Consider the following 22,518-nt stretch of genomic DNA (forward strand, 5'->3'; position numbering starts at 1 on the left):
CGATCCGGTCGGGCAGCAGGCCTCGGATTGTCAGGGGGAACAGGGCCAATGACGTACGGGACGGGTGAAGTCGCCTACCGGCAGCACGCGTTGCAGCTGGCGGCGGATCAACTGGCTGAGCCGCCGCCGCTCTTACGGGCCCTGCGATCGGAGCCGACCGCGGCGCCGCCGGCCGGTGTGGGCCGGACCGGCGGCGGCGCGGTCACCCGGGTGGCCGGGACGGAGGCCGTGCGCGGACTGCTGGGCAGCCTGGCCGCGCAGGCCCGTTCCCAGGTCGCCTGGCTGGGCTCGGTCGGCCGGACCCCGGAGGAGTTCTTCCCTCCGCCGGCCGGCCGGGCCGGCCTCCTCCCGCCGGGCGTGGACCTGGTGGCGGTGCTGGACCGGGGGCCGGGGGCGTCCGCCGCCGCCCGGCGGATCCGCCGGCTGTGCGGCTCCGGCGGCGCACGGGTACGGGTCGCCGCCGCCCCCGTGCGGGACCTCCTGCTCGTCGACGGCGACACGGTGGTCCTGCCGGACCGGACGGCCGGCGGCGAACCCCGGGTCACGGTCAGCCGGGACCCGGTGTCCGTCGGGCTGGCGCAGCAGCTCTTCGAGGCGGTGTGGGTCCGGGCGGCCCCACCCCGCCGGGAGCCGGCCGCCGGAGCCTCGCCGCTGGCCGAGGACCGGGTGAAGCGGGAGATCCTGGCGCTGCTGGCGGCGGGAGCCAAGGACGAGCAGATCGCCCGCCGGACCGGCCTCTCGCTCCGCACCTGCCGCCGGCACGTGGCCGCGATCCTCCAGGAACTGGGTGCGGTCAGCCGCTTCCAGGCGGGGGTGCACGCGGCGGGCCTGGGCCTGCTCCGCCCGGAGCACTGACCCCGCGCGCCCACGACCCACGGAAGGGCCCGCCGGCCACCGACCGGCCGCCGGGCCCTTCCAGGCGCCGCCCCGGCGGCCGGGTGTGTCCGGCCGACGGCCCTTCGGTGCTGTTGTTGCCCCTCGACCGGCCGGGCTAGGCTGGTGCCCCCGCGATTGTGTGAGTGATCATGCCGTGACGAACCAGGATGGGCGCCTTCCAGAGGGCCGGCCGACCCCACGGGGTGGCAGCGAATCGGGCACGGTGGTGGCGATCGTCGATGGTCACGGGTACGTGACACGCTGGAACGCCAACGCCGAGCGGCTACTGGGCTATCCCGCCGACGAGGTCGTGGGCCGGCCCGCGGCGGACCTGCTGGTCGAGCCCGTCCCACCCGACGTACGGCAGGCCCTGGCCCGGAACCCGGACCGGTTGAGCGGCCCGCTCGCCCTGCGGCACCGCGACGGGCGGCGCGTGGACGTGACCGTGGTCGCGCACCACGGCGTGCCGCGCGACGACCCACCGGACGACCCACCGGACGACGCGCCGGACGACCCGCCGGACGACGCGCCGGACGACCCGCCGGACAGCTGGCGCGTCGTCTGCCCGCTGACGGGGTCGGATCCCCGGCCCGAGGACGAGGACCTCGCACGGTGGGCCCTGGAGCAGCTGCCGCGCTGCTCGGTCTCGCTGTACGACGCGCAGCTGAGGTACCGCCGCTCCAATCAGGCCATGGTCCCCGTCGTCGGCCTGCCGGACAGCGCGGTGCGCGGCCTGGGCATCCTCGACATCACCACCCAGCCGCAGGCCGTGCAGCTCGCCGAGGGACTGCGCCGCGCGCTGGAGGGCGGCGAGCCGGTGCACCTGGAGACCTTCCAGCGCACGGGGGGCCAGCGGCGGATCCACGCGTGGTCCGTCGACCTCGCCCCCCTGAAGGACCCCGAGGGCACGGTGCACGGCGTCGCCCTCGTCGCCCGGGACATGACCGAGCAGTTCTGGGCGCGCAAGCGTCTGGTGCTGCTCAACGAGGCCGCCAGCAGGATCGGCAGCACGCTGGATCTGAGCCGGACCGCGCGCGAGCTGCTGGAGGTGACGGTCCCCGAGCTCGCTGACTTCGCGAGCGTCGACCTGCTCACCGCCCTCGAAGCCGACACCGAACCGACCGACGGCGAGGTCTCCGGCAGTGTGATGCTCCGGCGCATCGTGCACCGCTTCGCCCCGGGCACGCGGCTGCCCACCGTGCTGGAGATCGGCACCACCGACAGCTACCCGGAGTTCTCGCCGCCGGCGCGCGCGCTCGCCACGGGCGCCGGAGTGCTCTGCAACGCCGAGGACCCCGCATTCGTCCACTGGATGGCGGTGGACAGCCGCCGCGCCGCGATCATCCGGGACCAGGGCTACCACTCGATGATGGCGGTGCCGTTGCGCGCCCGCGGGGTGACGCTCGGTGTCGCCGTGTTCTACCGCCGCAGCCGCGCCGACCGCATGGAACGGTTCGGGCAGGACGATCTCCTGCTGGCCGACGAGCTGGCCGCCAGAGCCGCCGTCGCGATCGACAACGCCCGCAGGTACACCCGTGAGCGTGAGACCGCGCTCTCCCTGCAGCACAGCCTCCTGCCGCGGAGCGTGCCGGAGCAGGCGGCGATGGAGGCGGCCTCCCGGTACATCCCGGCGTCGACACGCTCAGGGGTCGGCGGTGACTGGTTCGACCTGATCCCGCTCTCCGGCGGCCGGATCGCCCTGGTCGTCGGCGACGTCGTGGGCCACGGCATCCGCGCCACCGCGACCATGGGCCGGCTGCGCACCGCCGTGCGCACGCTCTCGGACGTGGACCTGCCGCCGGACGAGCTGCTGACCAGACTGGACGACCTCGTGGTGCGGCTGTCGTCGGAGGCCGGGGCCAGCGGGGAGGTCGGCGAGATCGGGGCCACCTGCTGCTACGCCGTCTACGATCCGGTGTCCCGGACGTGCACGATGGCCAGTGCCGGGCATCCGCCGCCGGTGATCGTGCCGCCGGGGGGCACGCCGGACGCCGCCGGGATCTCGATCGGCCCGCCGCTCGGCGTCGGCGGGCTGCCCTTCGAGGCGACCACGGTGGAACTGGCCGAAGGCAGCCTGGTGGCGCTGTTCTCCAACGGTCTGATCGAGACCCGCGAGCGCGACGTCGACGAGGGGTACCGACGGCTGTGCCAGGTGCTGGCCCGCACCGGGCCGTCGCTGGAGGACACCTGCGACGCGGTCGTCGACGACCTGGTGGTGGGGCGCCCCCGGGACGACGTCGCCCTGGTCATCGCGCGCACCCGCGCCCTGGACGACGACCACGTCGCCACCTGGGAGATCCCGCCCGACCCGTCCGCGGTCGCCACCGCCCGCAAGGCGGTCTCCCAACGGCTGTCCGAGTGGGGCGCGGGCGAGCAGATCTATCCGGCCGAACTGATCGTCAGCGAACTGGTGACCAACGCGATCCGCTACGCCGCCCCGCCGATCACCCTGCGCCTGATCCGCGACCAGGTCCTCATCTGCGAGGTCTCGGACGCCAGCAGCACCGCCCCGCACCTGCGCCGCGCCCGCGACTGGGAGGAGGGCGGCCGCGGCCTGATGCTCGTCGCCCAGATGGCCCACCGCTGGGGCACCCGGCACAGCCTCACCGGCAAGACCATCTGGGCCGAGATGCCCCTCCACTGAGCCCGGCCACCGCCTCCGCGTGCGTGACCCGGACAATGCGGACCGCCTGCGCGCCGCCGACCCGAGCGCCGCGCCGGAGCGTCGGCTCGCCCCGATCACTGCCCGGACGCGTCGAGTTCGATGTGCTCGATGCCGTCGTCCAGGAAGGCGGTCAGGTGCTGGGCCTCGGTGTGGACGGCTTCCCGTTCCGGGGCGGTGAGGGGGCGCAGGGAGCTGATACGGAGCCGGTGGTCGCGCACGGTCCAGGTCGCGGTGACGCGTCCGTCGACGAGGACGGTGCGGTGGCCGGCGACGGACAGGCCGAGGTGGGGGGCGTCGATGATGCGGCTGCGGTCGTGGTAGCCGAGGACGGCGTTGTCGAAGGCCGGAAGGAACCGGACGGGGGCCGGGATGTCGGGGTGCGGGCGGGGCGCGTCGGGCAGGTCGAGCAGTTCGCGGCCGCGCTGGTCACGGAAGGCGACGAGTTCTTCGCGGGCGGCCTTGACGGCGGCGGGAAGGCCGGCGAGTCCGCACCAGGCGCGTACGTCCGCGCGGGCGGCGGGCCCGTACGCGGCGAGGTAGCGGAGCAGCAGGTGCCGTCCGACGGGATCACCGCCGTCGGCGGGCAGGGGGTCGATGTCCCGTTCCAGCCAGGTGCTCAACGGCAGGTTGCGTACGCCGGCGGTCCGGCGCCACAGGCCGCGGGGCGGGAGTTGGGCCATCGGAACGAGGGCCGCGACGAGCAGTTCGCCCAGGACGCGGCGCGGTGGGCCGGGCCAGCGGTCTTCGAGTGCCTGGACCAGCTCGGCCATGGTGCGCGGCCGCCGGTCGGCCATGACCGCGCGGCCGGCGGCGGCGACCTCGTCCAGGTCGATGCCGGCCAGTTCGCGCCGGTAGGTTCCCAGCACCCGCTGGCGCAGCATGGAGTCGTGGCGGGCGCGCCAGGCGAGCGCGTCGTCGGCGGTGACGAGGTGGACGGTGCGCCGCATCAGGTGGGTGCGCACCACCGTGCGACCGGTCAGCGCCTCGTCCAGTTGCCCGGGCCGGAAGTCGCGGAGGCGGGACCACAGCCCGGTGAAGGGTTCCTGAGGCTCCTGCGCCTGCATGCCGCACAGGTGGGCCACGGCCTGCGGCACGGAGCCGTCGCTGCGTTCGAGCAGGTGTTGGCGGGTGAGGGTGGCGCGGTTGAGGGCGCGGGTGTCGAGGACGGTCATGGCATTCTCACGACGGTGTGGGTGGGGGGTTTCCGCTGCTGCGCGCGCCCGGTGCCCGCGCCGTCCGGGCCGCCCGCGGGGGCGTGGCGGCGGCCGGACGGCGCGGGCGGATCAGGGCGGTCGGTCGGTTCAGCCGGGTCGGTCGGTTCAGCCGTTGTACGGCGCGGCGACGTCCAGGACCCAGGTGACGCCGAAGCGGTCGGTGAGCATGCCGTACAGCGGCGCCCACTGTGCGGGCTCCAGGGGGCTCAGGACGGTCGAGCCAGCGGCGAGCCTGCCCCACAGGGCGCTGATCCCGTCGGGGTCGTCCCCGCGCACGGAGACGAAGAACGGGTTCTCGCCCTGGTCCCAGGGCAGCTGCGAGGGCACGTCGTAGGCCATGACGTGGAAGCCGTCGTCGCCGACCACCTCGCCCCACATCACCCAGTCCGCCTCGCTCTCGTCCCGTACGGCGCCCGCGTCCTTGTAGGTGACGGCGACGGTGCGTCCGCCGAAGACGGACCGGTAGAAGTCCAGCGCCTCCCGGGCGGTGCCCCGGAAGTTCAAGTGCGTGGTGGTCGTGACGGACATGGCCCGCTCCTTGCCTCGGTGTGACAGGTGTGCGCCGTCGGCCGTCGGGGCCGAGCGGCGGCTGCCGTGACCGGAGGACGTGCCTCCCGAACGGCTCGGGTGCCACGATGGCAAAGGTAGAGGACAGGGTGTGTCCGGTACTTCGGGGAGGATGGGTGCCATGCAGAAGACGTCCGCCCGGCTGCTCGCGCTGCTCTCGCTCCTCCAGACGCCCCGCGCCTGGTCCGGCGACGATCTCGCCGCGCGTCTCGGCATCACCTCGCGCACCGTGCGCCGTGACATCGACCGCCTGCGCGAACTCGACTACCCGATCACGACCGTCAAGGGACCGGCCGGCGGCTACCGCCTGGAGGCAGGCACCCACCTGCCGCCCATGCTGTTCGACGACGGGCAGGCCGTCGCCCTGGCCGTCGCGCTGCAGACCGCGGCCGCCGGCGCCACCGTCGCCGAGGACGCCACCCGCGCGCTGGCCACCCTCCGCCAGGTCATGCCGCCCCGCCTGCGCCACCGCATCGACCTGGTGCACGTCACCGCCGTCCGACCGCTCGCGGCGGCCGGCGACACCCCGCAGGTCGACGCCCAGGTCCTGATGGACCTGAGCCGCGCCATCCACGCCCGCGAGGAACTGCGCTTCGACTACACCTCAGGTCCGGGCACCCCGGCCGGTGACGCCCGCCGCGTACAGCCCCACCACCTGGTCACCTGGCGTCATCACTGGTACCTGGTGGCCTGGGACCTCCACCGCGAGGACTGGCGCACCTTCCGCGTCGACCGCATCCGGCCCCGCACACCCACCGGCCCCCGATTCGCCCCCCGTGACCTCCCCGGCGGCACCGTCTCCACCTTCATCACCGGCCGGTTCCGCGGCAGCGACGGCACCACCACCGACTGGCCCTGCCAGGGCGAGGTCGTCCTCCACCGCCCCGCCGCCGAGGTCGCGCCCTTCGCCCAGGACGCGATCGTCGTGGACGCCGGCCCCCACCGGTGCCGGCTCATCCTCGGATCCTGGTCATGGACCGGACTCGCCGCCGCCATCGGCCGCTTCGACACCGACATCGAGGTCATCCACCCACCCCGCCTGGCCGCCGCCTTCGGAGACCTCGCCGCCCGTTACGCCCGCGCCGCCGGCACGGCCTGAGGCCCGAGCCGGACAAACGCGTTTCCGCAGGCCAGCGAGGTGCTGACCTGCGGAAACGGTGAGAGGCCGACCTGCGTTCCCGCAGCTCGGAGGCGCTGCTACAGGTCGTAGTTCTGCTCGAACATGCCTCTGACCTGCGGAAACCTGGACCCCAGGGAGGGGCATTTCACAACCAGTGCACACTCGGAGCGCTTGACGACGAGACGCGGTGAGAAGCGCCGAGCGGAAGCCGAGAGGTTGTCGCACTGTAGGGAGCGAGCCCGGTCAGCCGTGGTGGCGTGTCAGCAGGGCGTCGGGGATCGCTGCCGTGATGGGGGGCTCGTGAGTTCCTCGATGGATGAAGTGCAGATCCTCGCGGGCTCGGGTGCAGAGCACGAGGAAGCGGAGGCGTGCCTCGACTCCGGTCGGGTCCTCGGTGTAGCCGTCCAGGTCGGGGACGAAGACGCTGTCGAACTCCAGGCCCTTCATGCTCGCCGTGCTGACGATCCGGATGGGACGGGTCGAGAAGTCCATGGCGTCCCGGTAACGGTCGTCGAAGACGTACGCCTGGGTCATCTTCGCGAGCCCGCGGGACGCCAGCCCGCCCTGGATCTCCCGGATCATCTGGACCGACCTGCAGATGATCCCGATGCTCCGGCCCTGATGGGCGTTGAAGTACTGGACGATTCCGGTGAGGAGACCGTCGAGGGACGGAACCCGCATGACGACGGGCACGCTGCCAGAACGCGTGGGCAACGGCAGCCCGGTTCGGTTGTCCACGTGGAACTCCGATGCCAGCAGGGCGATCTCACGGCTGCTCCGGTGGTCCTGCCGCAGTTTCACCGGAGCAGCCGGCGCACCGAGCGTTCGACAGACCTCGGACAGTGCCGTCTCCTCCGCACCGATGCGCTGGTTCTCGTCCGCGAAGACCGTGACATCGACGCCGAGGACGCGGCAGAGGCGGTAGAAGCCGAGCGGTAGGTTCTGGCCTTCGTCGACGACGAGATGCGTTGTCACCCCGACGCCCCGCAGCACGCAATTCCGCTGCATCTCGACCCAGTCGTAGCGCCGCTCGTCCTCGGCGGACCGTGGCGGTTCGCTTTCGAAGTTCTCCCGCCACAAGGCATTGAGCCACCGGGCGCAGGTGGTCACGCGTGGCGTCCTGGTCAGCTCCGGGGCCATTTGCGCGATGTACTGGTGCAGCAGATTGTAGCGGGTGAGGAGGACGACCTCTCGGCCTGCCGTGGCCAGCACCCACGCACGGTAGACGGCCATCACGGTCTTTCCTCCGCCAGGAGGACCGGTCACGACATGGTTTCCCCGGAACGGCAGTTCGACCACCGCCCTCTGGTCGCCCCCGAGTTCCAGTAGCGAAGGGAACCTCATGCCCCTTCCACCGCCTCGGCCGACTCCAACAGGGCCGCCCGCAGCACCTCCTGGAAGAAGCCGGGAACCTCGTTGCCGCCGATCAGGAGTGTCCGGTCCAGGAGGGAGTTGTCGATCTCGCAGCAGGTCTCCGGGAGCAGGGTGCAGGCGTGGCACGCCGCGCGGTTCAGGTTGGCCAGCGACCGGCCCGTCGAGTCGGCGCACAGCGGATCCTGCGAACACCACTGGGCCGATTCGAGCAGGCGGATCAACGTCTCCCCCAGATAGGGTGGCCGACCCTGACGGACGAGCCCGCCGAGGGTCCCCTCGGTGTCCCCGGCGGCCGTGTAGATGAACACGCCGGCCTGTGGCGGATACGTGCTGTCCGTGGGGTGGCTTCGGGCGTAGACGCGTTCTCGCAGGGATGCCGCGTTGTAGCCGCTGTCGTAGGACAGCTGACGGATGAAGTGGTGGGCCAGTGTGTGCAGCATGACGAAGCGCGGAAGCAGCACCGGCCCCGACTTGTCCCTCAACCGGTCGACCTTGAACGAGGTGGTCAGGTCCCGCTCGATCCGTTGGGTCCAGAGGCGGACCGGTTCGAGTCGCTCCCAGTCGGTCAGGCGCTCTTCGTTCAGGGATACGAAGATCCCCTCGCCGTAGGTCTCAACCGCGGGCAGCCACTTCGCCCGCTTCGCCGTGTCGACCGAGACGAGTCGACCGCCCTCGTCGCTGTCGCCGGAGCTGGGTTCGTAACGGGAGAAGCCTTCGAGCGCTCGGACCTCGCGCACCCTGTCCGCCACGACGACGGAGGCGACCCTTCGATCCAGCTCCTGCATCGAGTGCGGGGCGGTGCTGGCGATGTCGAGACGCGTCCGGCGCACGGAGAACGTCTTCGACCCGGGCACGGACTCCGGATCGGAGAACGCCGCCCACTCGGCGATGCTGAGGTGCTCGTCCGAGCCGAACGGCGAGGACGGGGCGCCCTGCTCGGAGGCGCGGCGCCCGATCTCTTCGACGAACTCCTCGGAAACCCCGCACTCGTCGGCGATGATGGCCCGGAAGCTGTCGGCGATCGGACTGCCGTAGCGGTCCCGGTAGTCGGGCCAGAGGCGATTGTCGAGGACCAGTTGGACCGCGGGGTCCTGCTCAGACGGGCCGCTCGGGGTCGGGATGTCGATCGCGGAGTGGACGACCGGGAAGTAGACGTTGGCCGCACCGCGCTGTACTGCCTGAGGGGTCTCCTCACAGGATTCCGGTTCGTCGGCCTCGTACTGCCAGGGATGGGTCCCGGGGCAGTTCATCCCCAGCCTTCGCAGGACGTTCTTGTGGCTGATCCCCGAGAGGTCCCGCCGGGCGTGGCAGGTCTCGCATACGACGTGCAGGGCCTCGAGGCCGGACGATTCGGGGGTGGCGAGGAACCGGAGCCGACTGGACCGGCACTGTCGTTGATCGTGCCCCTCACTCGCCGAATGAGCCCAGCGAACCCAGGGGATGTCGGCCAGGTGACCGGCCCGACAGACCTGGATGAAACGCATGGGCGCCAGTTTCGGCCTGCCCGGGCAGCGCCCACAGGTGGGAACCCGGTCCTTCTCCTCGAGCGAGGTCTTCCAGAACGCCATCGTCCGGCAGAGAGGGCAGAAGAGCCACTTCGGGAAGCGCACGTACGTAGGCCCGTTGCGGCTGGTGTAGGCCGCCTTCCCAGACGGGATGACGGGAGCCGAACGGAAGTCTTCCACGCGCAGTTTCGCCGCGAGTCGGGGGGACTCCACCCGTACGGCGGTCTTGGACCAACTGCGGACGTCCGCGGCCACGAACGATTCGCCTCGGAGGTCGATGATCCCGCCGACCCCGAACGGAACGATGGTCTGCGTCCTGCGGACCTTGCGACGGATGTCCTTCACGGCTTCACGCCCCCCTGACGACGACAAGGCAGTCGCGGTCGACATTGCGCATCGATTGGGCCGTCTCCCACAGGCCCTCCTGCTTGCCGAAGTCGGTCAGGAGGGAACTGAATGTGCGGCCCTGGGGACGGTAGTACAGTCGCCCGCCTTCGCCCCGTGCATTCTCGGCCTCCTGCTGCCACTCGTCGATCCGCTCGTCCAGGTGCTTCGCCGTGTCTTCGGCCTCGTCCGGGTCGGCACGCCGTACGTGGTCGACGATGAGGTCCCGGATCCGGGCGACCTCGTCCATGTGCTCCAGGATCTCCCCGGCCCTGTTCTCGGCGGAGAGCCCGATCCCGTGGCGCACGAGGATGGTGAGCACGGCGTGCAGGGCACGATCCCGGGACGGGAGTGACCACGGGGTGACGCTGGTGGGTTCGACGTGCCGGTAGAGCGAACGGTGGTAGACGCCGAACGACTCGTAGTGGGAGCGGTCGCGAGGCTTGGTCGATCGGAACAACGTGACGATCAGTCCCGGCACGTCGCGTCGGCCCACACGACTGGTGGCCTGGATGTACTCGGAAGTCGTCTTGGGCTGCCCGTTCATGAGCATCAGGCCGAGCCGGGGAACGTCGACACCGACCGACAGCATGTTGGTGGTGGCGAGGAAGGAGACACTGCCTTGTTCCCCGAACCGCCGTCCCAGCCGATCGAGCAGCCGGGGTTGATCGGCTCGCGGAACGTTGCTGGTGAGTTCGACCACCGAGTCGTCGTCCAGCCGGCGGCGTCGGGATTCGTCCTTGGTCAGGTGCTCCAGCCGGGCCGGGATGTCGTCCCTTGCGATCGTGACGGTCCGGCCGAGTTCCCTGAGGCTGTTGTGGTAGGCCACCATGGTCCAGTAGGCGTCCCGCCGTGCCCCGTCGTCGCCCAGGTCCATCGGCGCCTGGAGGCCGGCGGCACCCACGTGGACGGTCGCCGTGGAGGCGGTGTGGCCCTGGGCCATCACACCGACGTACAGGCGTCCCGGCTTCTCCTCGTCGGGCGAGGCGAAGTAGGAGCGACCCGCCTCGAGACCCGCAGGTGGGAACAACTGCACGGGACGACCGTAGAGGCTTCGGATCTGGTCCTGCGAGCGTCGGATCGTCGCCGTGGACGCGATGACCTTCGGTGTCGTGCCCTGCCATGAGCAGAGTTCGAGGACGGCGGATTCGTACAGGCCGACCGTGGTGCCCAGGGGACCCGCCAGCAGGTGCAGCTCGTCCTGGATCACCAGCGACGGTGCCCGTCTGCCGTCCTTGCCGAAGAGGTTGCCGGCCTCGGACTCCCAAGCCAGGCGCGCGAACTTGTCCACGGTGCCGAGCACGAAGGTCGGTGGTTCCCGATAGATCTGCTCGTCCACCACGGCGACGGGCAATCGGTGGTGGAAGACGCACGACGGCCGCGGACAGAAGAACCAGGTCTCACCTCCGCCCGCGTGGATGCCGAAGTCCTGGCCCTGACCGCTGCGTTCGGGGACGATCTCGGTGCCGCACCAGGGGCAGCGCTCCAGTAGGAAGCGGTCGTCCGGCTCGGGCGACTGCTTCAGGGCGTCGAGTTCCTGCTCCGCGGCGGAGATCCTGTTCGGTGTCGTCTCCTGGCCGACCCAGAGCCCGATACTGATGGGTTCCTGCCCGAGGTCATGGCGCAGCCCACCGTCGTGCCCGGCTCGGATGTACTCCAGTGCACAGATCGCGGTCGCCGTGCGCTGGAACTGCTGCGTGGTCAACAGACTGAGCGTGTACCGGCTCAGAACAGCCGTGCCGCCGCCTGCGACGCCGTACTGGAGCCGACGGCGGAGGATCTCGAAACAGGCGGTGAGCAGGTAGGCCTCGGTCTTCCCACCGCCGGTCGGGAACCAGATGAGGTCGACCGTCCGCCGGTCCTCGTGTTCCGGGATCATCAGGCTCTCGACCACGAGCAGGAAGTAGGCGAGCTGGAACGGGTGCCAGGCGTAGTCGGTGGGAGGCTCGGTGAGCTCGACCACCTCGCTGTTCCTGCGCCTGCGGCTGCCCGCCAGCTCGGGACGGCTGTGGAGCATCTGGAGCGCCATGGCCCGGTTGGCCAGGCGGAAGGCTGCCCGCGCCCGCTCCCCGGTGGGTGTCGACGAGGTGAGCGCGGCCACTCCGGAGGCCATCCGGTCGAGCGCCGCGCAGATCCGGCCCAGCAGGCGCCCGGCGGGAGCGGCGGCCCACCGCGGCAGGGACTCGGCCTCGGACTGCTGGGTCTCGAACCACTTGCGGTACCCGAGGACGAACGAGTTCAGCCCGTCTCGCAGATCCTCGACCGTGAGCTCGGGATTCGACAGGTGCGCAAGGTTGAGGACCGGAAGGTCCCGGGGCCCGTCGGGCTTGATGTGCGCGACGACCTGTTCCGGCATGACCTCCGTGCGCAGGGCGGTCACCGGGCCGGAGCTGTCGTCCCACACGACGGCACATCCGTGACCCACGGCACGGGTGATGATGTGCCGGTACTGGACGCGTAGCTCCTGCTCCTCCTCGTCCCGGCTGTTGAGGCGGGTGCTCGGGTATTCGAGCACGGTGCCGTCGCTCGTGGTGGCGCGCAGCGAGACCTGGAAGAGCATCAGCTCCCGGTCCTTGTGACGGCTCTCGTCCTCCTTGTGCGCGTTGGACAGTACGCAGGTGACGAGGTGCCCGGCGCCGAAGCTTCGCCAGCGGACGTGGAGCAGGCCGTGTCCCTCCAGGCAGGGGACCGGAGAGTCGGATCCGAGCTCCACGGTCAGGGAAGTCGACAGCTGCGGCTGGCGTTTCCAGCTGCGTCGCCCGCCCTCGCGGAGCGTCAGGTAGCGCGAGGCCTGGCAGACGACCTCGATTCGACGGGCGTCGGTGAAGAAGGAGAAGCCGAGGGAGGAGGGGAGCCAGGCGTTGGCCTCGGCGACCGGATCGTCGGCGAAGCCGTCTTCCTCACCGGACCCGGCCTCCGACTCGTCGAAGCTCTCCTCGCCCTCGGACACCGCGTGTTCGAGCATGGAGGAACCGCGCGGGTACAGCGTGCCCATCAGGTAGCGCCGGTCCGGCGGATCGACGAGGTGTTCCTCCTCCTCGGGCCCGGGACCGACCAGTTGACGGCGGAGGTAGGAGACGTAGGCATCCCGGTGGGCGGAGAGCGACTGCTCGCTGTCGGTCACTTCGGTGCTCCCGCTCGTGTGATCACGGCCATGCCCAGGTCGCCCAGCGCTCTCCTGACGCCTGGTCGGCATGCGACCCAGAGCTGGGCGCGAGCCCTGGTGCAGGCGACATAGAGCGCGTCGAGCCGGCCGTCCAGGTGCTGGGGCTCGAGGTCGATGAGACAGACGACGTGGTTCTCGTGTCCCTTGAAGTCGGCGACGGACGACCAGGTGAGCCTGCGCCTGGTACGAGCCGAGCCGACCACGTCGGTGAAGCGTTCGACCTTGGACGCGCGCTGGGAGAAGCGGGCGGAGCTCGACTCCCAGTCGCCCGCGACCGACAGAAGCGTGATGTCCTGCGGGGACACCTCCTGCTGCAACAGGTCGTTCACGTAGGCATCGAGCTGCGCGGCCTCGTCCCGGACGTCCCGGACGTTCTGGAAGAAGGGAGGTTCCCCTTCACCGGCCGAGGCGACACCCAGGTCCGCGCCCGTGTACGTCTGGACCTCCCTGACGATCTGCACGGTGTTGCGGCAGTTGCGCTTCATCGGCCCGTACACCGTGCCCATGCCACGCAGGTAGTCCCATGCCTCGGGGTCGAAGGTCGTCGGGGCGAGCACCTGGTTGTTCTGGTCCAGCATGAAGGTCCATCGGCCCTGTTCGAGCCCGCCCGCCGACAGGTCGTCCAGGACGCCGAGCCTGTCGAAGGTCATCAGGTCCTGGGCCTCGTCGACGATCAGGTGGTCGAAGGCCTGACTCTGGACCTCCGCCAGCCGGTCGAACGGCAGGACGGTGACCGGGTGGTCGGAGAGGATCCGGGCCAGGTGGGTGGTCAGGGTGGGGCTTACGGCGGTGAAGAGGACGCTGCCGGTGGCGGAGCTGCGTCGCGCGGCCTCGGCCGCCAGGAAGGTCTTGCCGGTGCCGGCGCCTCCGGTCCAGACGAGGCGGGGGTTCGACTCCAGCTCGTCCAGCCTGTCCAGCTGTTCCTCGGTGAGGCGCTCGAAGGCCACGTCCAGGTCTGTCAGTCGGGCGCGCAGGTTCGGTACGAGGTCGAAGTCCGGGCGGATCGCCTTGACCATCTTCTCGCGCAGCGCCGCCGGTACGGCGCTCTCCGCCCACCAGTTGCGTGTGCGCCAGAAGCGGGTGGCTCGCGTGATGCCCTCGGCCAGCCCGCGCCCGCCGGCGTAGGCCTTGCTGCCCAGGTACTGTTCGGGCTCGAACTCGGTGGTCCGGTCGAGGTCCACGTCCGGCGTGATCACCAGGTATCCGCTCGGGACCTTCAGCGTGCGAAGATCGCCGACCCGCTCGCCGAGCTGGCGCTCGAACGCGTGCATGCCCCCGCTGGCCTGGGCGAAGGGGCTCTCGCCTGGGCGCTCGTCGGTGCCGGACGGCCCGTAGTACCACTTGCCGTCCCGCTGGCAGACGCGGCCGCCCTTGACCTCGATGAAGAGCAGCAGTTCCGGCATGATGACGACGAAGTCGATCTCGCCGACGCGCTTCCGGGCGTGTCGTGGGAGATGGACCGAGTGCAGGGCGACGCTCCGGGTGTCCGGGATGGCCCTGAGCGCCGCGAAGACGCTGCGCTCCGCCCGGCTCTGCGTGCTGTTCGAGATCTCGCTCGGGATGATCCGCATCAATTCTCCCCACCCTCACCGACGGATCTTCAACATACCGAATGCCGGCTTCCGGCCCTCGAGTGCGGGCCGTGGCGATCAGTCGCTGGCAGTAGCGGCCGGTTAAGTGATGAACTACGGGCAGATACCGGCGACCAGGCGAGGCGATCATAGTGAACGGTGGTGCATTCGGTGAGCGCCTTCACGGCATCGACCAGGACTTCCTCGTCGGTCTGATCGGTCGGTTCGAAGCGGAAGGGGCGGACGCCAGGTCCGCGTTGGCACAGGTGGTGAGGGCCGCGCGCCTTGACGAGGAACAGGCCGTCGACCTGTGGCATTCGGTCCTCAGGAGCCGAGTGGACTCCTCCTCCGACGAGGGGGAGGGGCTCGGGTCCGGGCCTGCCGACCGGTCCGAAGCGGCGTTCGTCGAGGACGCGGGGGACGCCGCCTCGTGCGGCCCCGATGACGATGAGGAGACTCCGGACCTCGACCGGCTCCGGGGTACGGTGCGTATCGACGACCTGGAAGCGGCACGCCGCCTGGCCCGGGTCGTGCTCCGCGTCGATCGAAGGCGGCCGGATCCGGACGCGTACCTGTTGAGCGCGGAGGAGGAGGTGGGACTCTCCCTTCTCTTCCGCGACGGCATCGCGGCGGAGGAAGAACTGCCGGAGGGCTATGTCGCTTCTCTCACACGCGACGGCGAGCCGTATCAGGCCTTCTCCGCGATGGTCGTCCACAACCGCCGGTTGGTCGTGAGTACCGCGCATGCGCTGGGATACCGGGCGGATCACCCCGACCACGAGGATCTCCTGCAGCACGGCATGATCGGTTTGATGCGGGCCGTGGAGAAGTTCGACATCTCCGTCGGGTGCAAGTTCTCGACCTACGCCACCTTGTGGATCCGTCAGCGCATCACTCGCGCAGTGGCCGACGAAGGGTCGGCCATCCGGCTTCCGGTCCACATATGGACCGAGATCGACAAACTCCGGCGGAGAGAGCGGGAGTTCCTCGAGCGAGGAGCCCGACCGACCGTCCTCGATCTCTCGCTTGCATGTGACCTGCCCCTGGAGAAGGTGACCGAGTACCTGCGGCTCGGTCGACGGAGGGTCTTCTCGATGGACCAGCCCGCGGGTGACGGCGTGACGCTCGGACAGTTGATGGTCGTCGACACGGCATCGGTCCCGGGGCCGGAGCATGCGCTGTGGTCGCGGTTCCAACGCCAGGAGCTCCTGCAGTGGTTCGAGGACTGCGGACTGGCGGAACGGGACCGCGAAGTGTTGTTCCTGAGATTCGGATTCGTCGACGGCCGACAGTGGACCCTGGACGATATCGGCAAACGCTTCGATGTCACGCGCGAACGCATTCGGCAGATCGAGAGCAGGGCGCTGAAGGACCTCGCGGTCCTGCTCGGCCTGATGCCGGACAACGCCGCATCCGAGCGGCGGCGGTCGAAGGCGGCCGTGAAGCGGGAGGCCCTCGATCGGGCCGCACGCGGCGGAGCCCCGGGGCGCCGCGACACGGTCGGCAAAGCAGAAGCAAAGCACAGTTCCGAGGAGAGAGGGGGAATGGTGACCTCGAAGCAGTCCGGGCCCGGTCCGCAGACGGCCGGGCCGGTGGCCGAGTACGGCATGGATGCCACGGACCTCAGGCGGTCGCAGACCACGGTGGAGGGTTCTTCGGGTGGCGTCGGTGTACCGCCCGTCTGGTACCACCGGCCCGGTCACGAGGACGGTGGGCGGGAGTTCGGCAACGCGGCGGCGTTCGCCTTCGAGGCGGATCTGGAGGTACTGGCGCGCGAAGCCACGCAGAACAGCCTGGACGAGCGTGATCGACGTAACGACCGTCCGGTCAGGGTTCGCTACACGCTCCACGAGCTGACCGGGGACCATCTGGCCCGGTTCCGTGACGCGATCCGCTGGGACGGCCTCAGGCCGCACTACGAGGCGGCCGCCGCACAGGACCAGAAGGTCGGACGCGTCATCAGCGCAGGTCTGCGCGAGATGTCCGAGGGGAATCGGCTGGTCCTGCTCCGAATCGACGACTACAACGCGAGCGGTCTGACCGGCGACGACTACGAGGACGGCCGGTTCGCCGCGGTGGTCCGGCGTCAGCTCGACAGCCGGAAGGCGGACGCCTCGGCTGGCGGCTCGTACGGCCTCGGGAAGGCGACCCTGTGGGCCACCAGTCGGCTCGGCCTCGTGCTCATGAACTCGACACTCTCCGAACCGCACGAGGGATACACCGAGCGCCGGTTGATCGGACGGCTCGACCTGCCGTGGCGGGAGGTGGCCGGTGAGAGGTTCGCGGGTCCCGCCTGGTTCGGGCTGCCCGACCCTGAGGCGGAGAACACGAGCGTGGTCCGTTCCTGGTGGGCGGACGAGGAGACGGCCGAACGCCTGCACCTCGCCAGGGAGCACGACGACCCCGGGACGTCCTTCCTGATCGTGGGGGCGCACGACGTGGCCAGCCTCGTCGGTGCCGGAGCGGACGGTGGCGGCGACCCGAGCGACGACGAGGACAGTCTGGAGCGCATGCACCAGCGTCTGGTCGGTGCGCTGGGACGCAACTTCTGGGCTGCGATGACGGAGGGAGGGGATCGACCCCCGCTCTTGGAGGCGTCGGTCCGAACGCTGTGCAACGGTGTGACGCACATCGCGGAGGAGCGGGTCGATCCCCAGCTGCACCAGCCCGCTCGTACCCGTGCGCTCCAGGCCTTCCTGGCCGGTACCACGGTGGACCGGCTCACTGCTGCGGGGCAGGTGGCTCTCACCATGGTGCGCCTGAACCTTCCCGGGCGGGAAGGCCTCGCCGGCACCGCGGGCGAGCACCGAGCGGTGTTGCTGGTCACCGATGCCACGGACGCGGACGGCAGGATCAACCAGGTGACCGGGATGCGCGGAAACCGCATGACGGTCAGGACCACCCGGGTGCCGGGGCTCCCTGTCGGGACCAATCCGTTCCAGGCCGTGCTGCTCGCGGGCCGGGCGGCGGGGGAGGACGCGCCGTTCGCCGCCGAGGCGGAGGAGTTCCTGCGTGCCTCGGAGCCACCGGAGCACAACAAGTGGGGTCAGACCGACGAACTGAGAATGCGCTACTCCCCCTCGGCGCACCGTCGGATCGCGGCGATGACGTCGGAGATCAACAAGGCGGTGCAGCAGCTGGTGGCGGTCGCGAGGAAGGACAAGCGTGACGGCACGAGCAGGGTGGGCAAGCGACTCAAGATCTCGGGGAAGCCTGCCGTCAAGGTCAGGGGTACGATCACGCCGCCCAGGCTCGATGATCTGGAAGCCGTTATCGACTCCTCCGGCGCCTGGCAGATCACGGCCGTCGTCAAGGTGTCGCCGGGAGAGGAGGCGTGGGCCATGAGCCCGGTGGCGAAGGTGGAAGTGCGTTCCGGCCCGAGGCCGTTGGTGCGATGGTCCGAGCTGGCCGCCGTCAGCAACTGCGAACTGGTCGACGGCGTGCTGCATTTCGCGCCGGGCGGGGGCCATCGCGCGGTGTTCCGCGGCGTCACCGACGTGTCGACGCATCCGGTACGAGCCGGGCTGGCCGGACTCGTCGTCGAACTTCAGGAGAGCAAGGAGGCCGAGGCATGAAGGCCTACGCCTATCCCCGGTTGACCGGCCCGGTGACAGCCAGGGTCACCGCGGTCCGGCTGCGCGGTCCGGGCGAGAGCCGGGAACACCTGGAGTCCCGTGGGTGGTCGGTGGTCGAGCAGGTCGTCGCGCTCGGCATGGCGGAGCGGGACGACTGGCACACGGCCAGGCTCTCACTCGCGGTGACGGTGCCTGCTCGGGAGATCGAGACGAAGAAGCACTGGTCGGACGTCGCCGTCATCGCCGTCTTGACGGAGGGGGTCACCAACGCCCGAACGGTGGCCCGGTTGAGGCACGGCACCGATGGCGGCAAGGAATGGACCGGGGAGGTCGAGCTCGACCGGGACAGCCACGTCGACCGGGCGTCCCTCACCGTGCACGTGGTTGCCACGGTGGGAGGTGTGGCGGGCAGGATCATCGGGTCCACCGAGCAGGACTGGCTCGTCGACGTGATTTCCGATGCGCCGCTGAGGGATCGCCAACTGGACGTCACCACCGTGAGCTTCGCCCGGGGCAAGGAGTGGTTGAGGCCCTTCAGAGAGGTTCCCTGGATAGTGGACATCTCCGGACGGATGCCCGCAGTGCGTCTGAACTCCGACTTCGAAGGATTCGCGGCACTCGTCCAGAGCCCGGGTTCGAAGATGGAGACCATGGTGGGCGAGATGCTGCTGGCGCAGATGTGCGCGGAGGTGTGGACGGCGGTGTTCCACACGGCCATCGGAGACCTGGAGATCGAGGAGGACGGGACCCCGCTCTTCCCGCCGGACTGGCGCGGCGCAGTGCTCCGGGAGATGCTTCCGGACATCGTCCCCGGACGATCGGCTGAGGCGGCCCTGCGCGAAGTCCACAACAGGCGTGTCGGGGAGGGAAGCTGGACCGATCTCCAACCGCGGATCCAGTACGCCGCAGCTCGTCGCGCCGATGTTCCCAAGGCCTTGACCACCGCTGTCCGCGATATCGAACGATTCGAGCAGGAGACCCACGCGTGACTTCCCGACCGGAGTACCTGCCGGAGCGGCTCGCTCTGATCTCCGATGCGCAGGCCGCCGAGTACCTGACGACGGGAGTGCTCGAAGGGCGGGACGATGTCCGTTCCATCGCCCTGAGCAAGGTGGCGGAGCCGCTGCCCGGGGATGACGTGCGAGCGGAGTCGTACCGGGTCCGGGACCTGATCGACGACGCGATGGACATGTTCCGCACCGAGCGGCCGACCGCGGCGGACGCGTGGTTGGCGCCGAGACTCCACGAAACCCTTCGACTGACCCGCAGAGAAGCCGCGGAGAAGGGATTCTGGACCTACCTGGCCCTCGGCGTGGCGCCCGACTACGTCGTGTGGCGTCACCTGCCCGACCCGAAGGCCGACGGGTCACCGCGTGCCGTGGCCCGGGACAGGGTCGTCGGTCCGCACTACAAGCAGGCGTTCGCCAGGCTCTGGTGGACCGCCGAACTGTTCCGTGACGGCCCGGACTACCGGCCGGTGGTCGTCGCCTGCGGCAACCAGGACCTGCTCAACTACGCTGTGCGGCTCGATGTCATCGACCACCGCCCGACCGCCCAGGCCCTGGTCCGACTCCTGGAGCGGGGAACGGTGCGGACCGGGCGGGAGGTCAATGCCCTGATGCCGGCGATCAACGCCGCAGCGGCCACCCTGATGTACGACGTCATCGCTCCTGACGTCGATCGTGACGGAGACCCCTTGCGCGAGTGGATCGAGGAAGGGGCCTCGGCCCTTCCCGCTCCGCGGAACACCTTGCCGGACGGACCCGACGAGGAACGGGTCCCGGACGACGCGGTGCGGCACTTGGTCGCCCGATTCGAGGACCTGTTCTCCGACGTCTCGGTCAGGGGGCGGGCTTCCGGCGAGTCCGGCTGACCTTGTGGCTGTCCTCGGGGCATCGGGTCCGGTCGCCGCACCCGATGTCTCGCAGACGGGCGGTCAGGTCCTCGCTCACCTCCGGCCAGGTCGTCGAGTCCGCCAACTGTGCGTCCGAGGGAGCAGCGTCGTGCAGCGCGTGGCCGAGCACGTGCATGCCGAGCAGGGGAGGCACGGCGTTTCCGACCTGCTGAGCCTGATCGTTGCCCGACCAGGGGAAGTTGTGCGGGAAGGTCTGGAGCACTCCGGACTCGGCGATCGTGAAACGGTCGAACTTGTTCTCTTCGTAATCCATTTGTGTCCGGTAGATCTTGTTGCGGGACACCTTTCCGGTGACGGTGAAGGCGGGTTCGGAGGACAATCGCCGACCACGCTTCTTCGGGTTGCCGTTGGAACCGTAGTTGGATACGACGAAGAACTTCGTCCGGCCCTTGGAACGGAACCTGGACATGTCGACAGACGATCCTGGCAGGACGTCAGCGGCATCGAGTGCCTCCGCCATGGAGACCCAGTTGTCCGCGGGACGGGAATCGATCGCGAACGCCTCCGTCTGACCCGTCCTGCCCTTTCCACGACGTACGTCGAAGGTGCGGTGCGTCGTGCCGGGCCGTGAGACGGCACCCGAGCCCACGAGACGCGCGATGAGCACCGCTCGAGTGCGTGTCTGCGGGACCCCGAATTCCTCGGTCTTCAACTCCCAACAATCCGCCTCGTACTTGAAGCCTCCGAGCCGTCCTTCGCCACTGCGCAGAAGTTGGGCATAGACGTCCCACAGGGGCAGCACCGCGGGCACCTGTTCCAGGACGATCACCCGATACGGGTCCCGGTCCTCGGTCTCTATCGCCTTGAGCAGCCAGCGGAGGGGTTCCAACACCAGCGCGGTGCGTGGATCCATGTTCAGGGAGTGGAGATCCTCGTCGATCCGGGCTTCGTCCTCGCCGGAGACGAGTCGGCGGATGAACTCCTTCACTGTGTCGAGCGCTGCCCTTCCGCTGCCACGCCCCGCCACGGAGAAGGACTGGCACGGGGGGCCGCCGGCCAACACGTCCACCGACCGGGGGATCTCGTCGAAGCGTGCCTGGCGCATGACGCTGACGTCGGCATGGAACGTCGGCAGACCGGCCGTATAACGCGTTTCGCAGGCGTTCCGATCCCATTCGATGCCGATGCTCTTGTACCCCAGGAAGTGCGCGGCCACATCGAGACCGCCGGGACCCGCGAAGAGGTCCAGGATGCGGACTCCGTCGAGAGGGTCGGTCTGTGTTACTGGGCTGCTCATGGGGCTGAAGTCTATCCGGCCGCCGCGACAACGCCGCCGAGGCGTCGATCGGCTCGTCGTGAGCACGGGGTGAGCTGAACGTCAGGTGCCCTTGGCCTGTCGAGTCTGCAGTACTGGGGGTGCTGCTCTTTGCGGTGTCCCCTCGGCGCGGTGGTGTTGTCCACGCTCTGAGGGCTCCCTACGAGGAGCTATGCGAGCCGCCCTCTCCTCTTCCAGGGCCGTGGCGACCGTGCGCGCGACGGTGTCCGGTGATTCGTGTTCCCAGAAGCGCATGACCGTCCAACCTTCGGATGTCAGCTGGGTGTTCGTCTCCAGATCCCGTGCGATGTTGCGGTCGAGCTTCTGCCGCCACCAGTCCGCGTTCGCCTTGGGGCTCGTGGCGTGCTCCGGGCAGCCGTGCCAGAAGCAACCGTCGATGAGAACGGCCAACCTGGCTCTCGTGAACGCGATGTCGATCTTGCGTCGGCGCATGCCAGGCACGGGAAAATGGGTGCGATAGCGGTAACCCGAGGCATGGAGGATCTTCCGTACGGCTAGCTCGGCCGCTGTGTCACGGCTGGTCTGGCGACTCATTCGGGCCGAGACCTCAGGACTGGAGGGCGGTACGGCTGGCATGTGTCCATTGTCCCGTTCCCATGGCGTGCGTCGACACCGCGTTCCCGCCTGTCGGGGCACGGCCGGGGTCACCGCACGACGCCGTCAAGGCTTCCCGAGGCCGAACCCAGTGCACTCCCATTTCGCATCGTGAGCCCCAGCGCCCTCGACACGAGCCGGCCGAACGCGTTTCCGCAGGCCAGCGAGGTGCTGACCTGCGGAAACGGTGAGAGGCCGACCTGTGTTGCCGCAGGTCGGAGGTGCTGCTACAGGTCGTAGTTCTGATCGAACATGCCTCTGACCTGCAGAAATGGCACCCTCAAGGAAGATCATTTCACAACCAGTGCACACGCGGCGGTGATGACGATGAGAGGCGGCGAGAAGCGCTGAGCGGAGACCACGACGTCGAGCCGGCTCTTCGCCGTGTGGCGCGGTGCGGGACTACTGATCGTGGCGGTGGGCATCGTTCCACTCAGCGGCGTTGTGGCTCGACCATGGCGGCGAAGAAGTCTCGGAGCATGGTTGGAGCTGTCGCCTGTCCGAGTTCGTGGCCGCCGAATCGGTACACCTGGTATCCCTTGAGTCGTAGGGCCCGGTCCTCGGCGACCATCTTCGAGTACAGGCGCGGAGAGGCAACGTTGCCTTCGGCGTAGTGCTGCTTTCCGTCGACTTCCAGGACGATTCGCTCGGTTCCTGGGAGCAGGATCAGGAAGTCCATACGCTCACGGCCCAGGACGCTGTCCTTGCCCCCGCGT

The 22,518-nt window shown here is 69.7% G+C and carries 13 protein-coding genes and 3 pseudogenes; 7 read left to right on the forward strand and 9 right to left on the reverse strand.

The features are described from left to right. The first annotated feature begins 48 nt into the window (after positions 1-48). Both ACYP53_RS16470 and ACYP53_RS16475 read left to right on the forward strand, forming a co-directional pair. Entirely contained in the window at positions 49-855 is an 807-nt protein-coding gene (locus tag ACYP53_RS16470) for a helix-turn-helix transcriptional regulator (protein WP_189915277.1), read from the forward strand. A gap of 247 nt (positions 856-1,102) precedes the next feature. Beyond that, positions 1,103-3,520 carry a SpoIIE family protein phosphatase gene (locus tag ACYP53_RS16475; protein ID WP_459647812.1) on the forward strand — a complete coding sequence of 806 codons (2,418 nt, stop codon included), beginning with the start codon at positions 1,103-1,105 and terminating at the stop codon, positions 3,518-3,520. Positions 3,521-3,615: 95 nt separating this feature from the next. Here ACYP53_RS16475 and ACYP53_RS16480 read toward each other — a convergent pair whose 3' ends face one another. Together ACYP53_RS16480 and ACYP53_RS16485 are read right to left on the reverse strand one after the other, a co-directional pair. Then, positions 3,616-4,713, reverse strand: a complete 1,098-nt coding sequence (locus tag ACYP53_RS16480) for a winged helix DNA-binding domain-containing protein (RefSeq protein WP_459647813.1) — start codon at positions 4,711-4,713, stop codon at positions 3,616-3,618. 147 nt (positions 4,714-4,860) lie between these two features. After that, positions 4,861-5,283 (reverse strand): VOC family protein, encoded by a 423-nt coding sequence (locus ACYP53_RS16485; protein ID WP_459647814.1) that lies wholly within the window; start codon positions 5,281-5,283, stop codon positions 4,861-4,863. Between the two features lie 160 nt (positions 5,284-5,443). Between ACYP53_RS16485 and ACYP53_RS16490 the strand changes: the two genes are divergently transcribed. After that, the gene (locus tag ACYP53_RS16490) at positions 5,444-6,421 is read left to right on the forward strand and encodes a helix-turn-helix transcriptional regulator (RefSeq protein WP_459647815.1); all 978 of its coding nucleotides are present in this window, start codon (positions 5,444-5,446) and stop codon (positions 6,419-6,421) included. Positions 6,422-6,685: 264 nt separating this feature from the next. Here ACYP53_RS16490 and ACYP53_RS16495 read toward each other — a convergent pair whose 3' ends face one another. The 4 genes from ACYP53_RS16495 to ACYP53_RS16510 all read right to left on the reverse strand — a co-directional run bounded on the left by ACYP53_RS16495 (position 6,686) and on the right by ACYP53_RS16510 (position 14,442). Continuing rightward, positions 6,686-7,675 carry a hypothetical protein gene (locus tag ACYP53_RS16495; protein ID WP_459647816.1) on the reverse strand — a complete coding sequence of 330 codons (990 nt, stop codon included), beginning with the start codon at positions 7,673-7,675 and terminating at the stop codon, positions 6,686-6,688. 107 nt (positions 7,676-7,782) lie between these two features. After that, on the reverse strand, positions 7,783-9,666 hold the full coding sequence (drmB, locus tag ACYP53_RS16500) for a DrmB family protein (protein ID WP_459647817.1): 1,884 nt from the start codon (positions 9,664-9,666) through the stop codon (positions 7,783-7,785). A 4-nt stretch (positions 9,667-9,670) separates the two neighbouring features. After that, positions 9,671-12,829 (reverse strand): helicase-related protein, encoded by a 3,159-nt coding sequence (locus ACYP53_RS16505; protein WP_459647818.1) that lies wholly within the window; start codon positions 12,827-12,829, stop codon positions 9,671-9,673. Then, positions 12,826-14,442 (reverse strand): NERD domain-containing protein, encoded by a 1,617-nt coding sequence (locus tag ACYP53_RS16510; RefSeq protein WP_459647819.1) that lies wholly within the window; start codon positions 14,440-14,442, stop codon positions 12,826-12,828. The genes ACYP53_RS16505 and ACYP53_RS16510 overlap by 4 nt, the downstream gene beginning before the upstream one ends. 704 nt (positions 14,443-15,146) lie before the next feature. Here ACYP53_RS16510 and ACYP53_RS16515 point away from each other — a divergent pair. The 4 genes and pseudogenes from ACYP53_RS16515 to ACYP53_RS16530 all read left to right on the forward strand — a co-directional run. After that, positions 15,147-15,812: pseudogene (locus ACYP53_RS16515) on the forward strand (sigma-70 family RNA polymerase sigma factor); the annotation flags it as partial. 189 nt (positions 15,813-16,001) lie between these two features. Next, positions 16,002-18,017: pseudogene (locus ACYP53_RS16520) on the forward strand (transcriptional regulator); the annotation flags it as partial. Then, a complete protein-coding gene (locus ACYP53_RS16525; protein WP_459647820.1) occupies positions 18,014-19,006 on the forward strand; it encodes a hypothetical protein in 993 nt (330 codons plus the stop codon). The pseudogene ACYP53_RS16520 and the gene ACYP53_RS16525, both read left to right, overlap by 4 nt. Further along, positions 19,003-19,890: a DUF6339 family protein gene (locus ACYP53_RS16530; protein WP_459647821.1), complete on the forward strand. Its 888-nt coding sequence runs from the start codon at positions 19,003-19,005 to the stop codon at positions 19,888-19,890. The genes ACYP53_RS16525 and ACYP53_RS16530 overlap by 4 nt, the downstream gene beginning before the upstream one ends. Here the strand turns inward: ACYP53_RS16530 and ACYP53_RS16535 are convergent. From ACYP53_RS16535 to ACYP53_RS16545, 3 genes and pseudogenes are all read right to left on the reverse strand, one after another. After that, positions 19,859-21,169, reverse strand: coding sequence for a DNA cytosine methyltransferase (locus ACYP53_RS16535; RefSeq protein WP_459647822.1), 1,311 nt, complete (start codon positions 21,167-21,169; stop codon positions 19,859-19,861). The genes ACYP53_RS16530 and ACYP53_RS16535 overlap by 32 nt on opposite strands. 198 nt (positions 21,170-21,367) lie before the next feature. Then, positions 21,368-21,784: pseudogene (locus ACYP53_RS16540) on the reverse strand (very short patch repair endonuclease); the annotation flags it as partial. A gap of 451 nt (positions 21,785-22,235) precedes the next feature. Continuing rightward, positions 22,236-22,481 carry a hypothetical protein gene (locus ACYP53_RS16545; protein WP_459647823.1) on the reverse strand — a complete coding sequence of 82 codons (246 nt, stop codon included), beginning with the start codon at positions 22,479-22,481 and terminating at the stop codon, positions 22,236-22,238. Positions 22,482-22,518: the final 37 nt, after the last annotated feature.

The sequence above is a fragment of the Kitasatospora sp. Ki12 genome, assembly GCF_054601375.1.

What these genes read in the sequence shown, in the direction of transcription:
- ACYP53_RS16535 (WP_459647822.1), bottom strand. Translation starts at nt 21,169, where the DNA reads ATGAGCAGCCCAGTAACACAGACCGACCCTCTCGACGGAGTCCGCATC.
- ACYP53_RS16545 (WP_459647823.1), bottom strand. Translation starts at nt 22,481, where the DNA reads ATGGACTTCCTGATCCTGCTCCCAGGAACCGAGCGAATCGTCCTGGAA.
- ACYP53_RS16525 (WP_459647820.1), top strand. Translation starts at nt 18,014, where the DNA reads ATGAAGGCCTACGCCTATCCCCGGTTGACCGGCCCGGTGACAGCCAGG.
- ACYP53_RS16470 (WP_189915277.1), top strand. Translation starts at nt 49, where the DNA reads ATGACGTACGGGACGGGTGAAGTCGCCTACCGGCAGCACGCGTTGCAG.
- ACYP53_RS16490 (WP_459647815.1), top strand. Translation starts at nt 5,444, where the DNA reads ATGCAGAAGACGTCCGCCCGGCTGCTCGCGCTGCTCTCGCTCCTCCAG.
- ACYP53_RS16485 (WP_459647814.1), bottom strand. Translation starts at nt 5,283, where the DNA reads ATGTCCGTCACGACCACCACGCACTTGAACTTCCGGGGCACCGCCCGG.
- ACYP53_RS16495 (WP_459647816.1), bottom strand. Translation starts at nt 7,675, where the DNA reads ATGGCCGTCTACCGTGCGTGGGTGCTGGCCACGGCAGGCCGAGAGGTC.
- ACYP53_RS16480 (WP_459647813.1), bottom strand. Translation starts at nt 4,713, where the DNA reads ATGACCGTCCTCGACACCCGCGCCCTCAACCGCGCCACCCTCACCCGC.
- ACYP53_RS16510 (WP_459647819.1), bottom strand. Translation starts at nt 14,442, where the DNA reads ATGCGGATCATCCCGAGCGAGATCTCGAACAGCACGCAGAGCCGGGCG.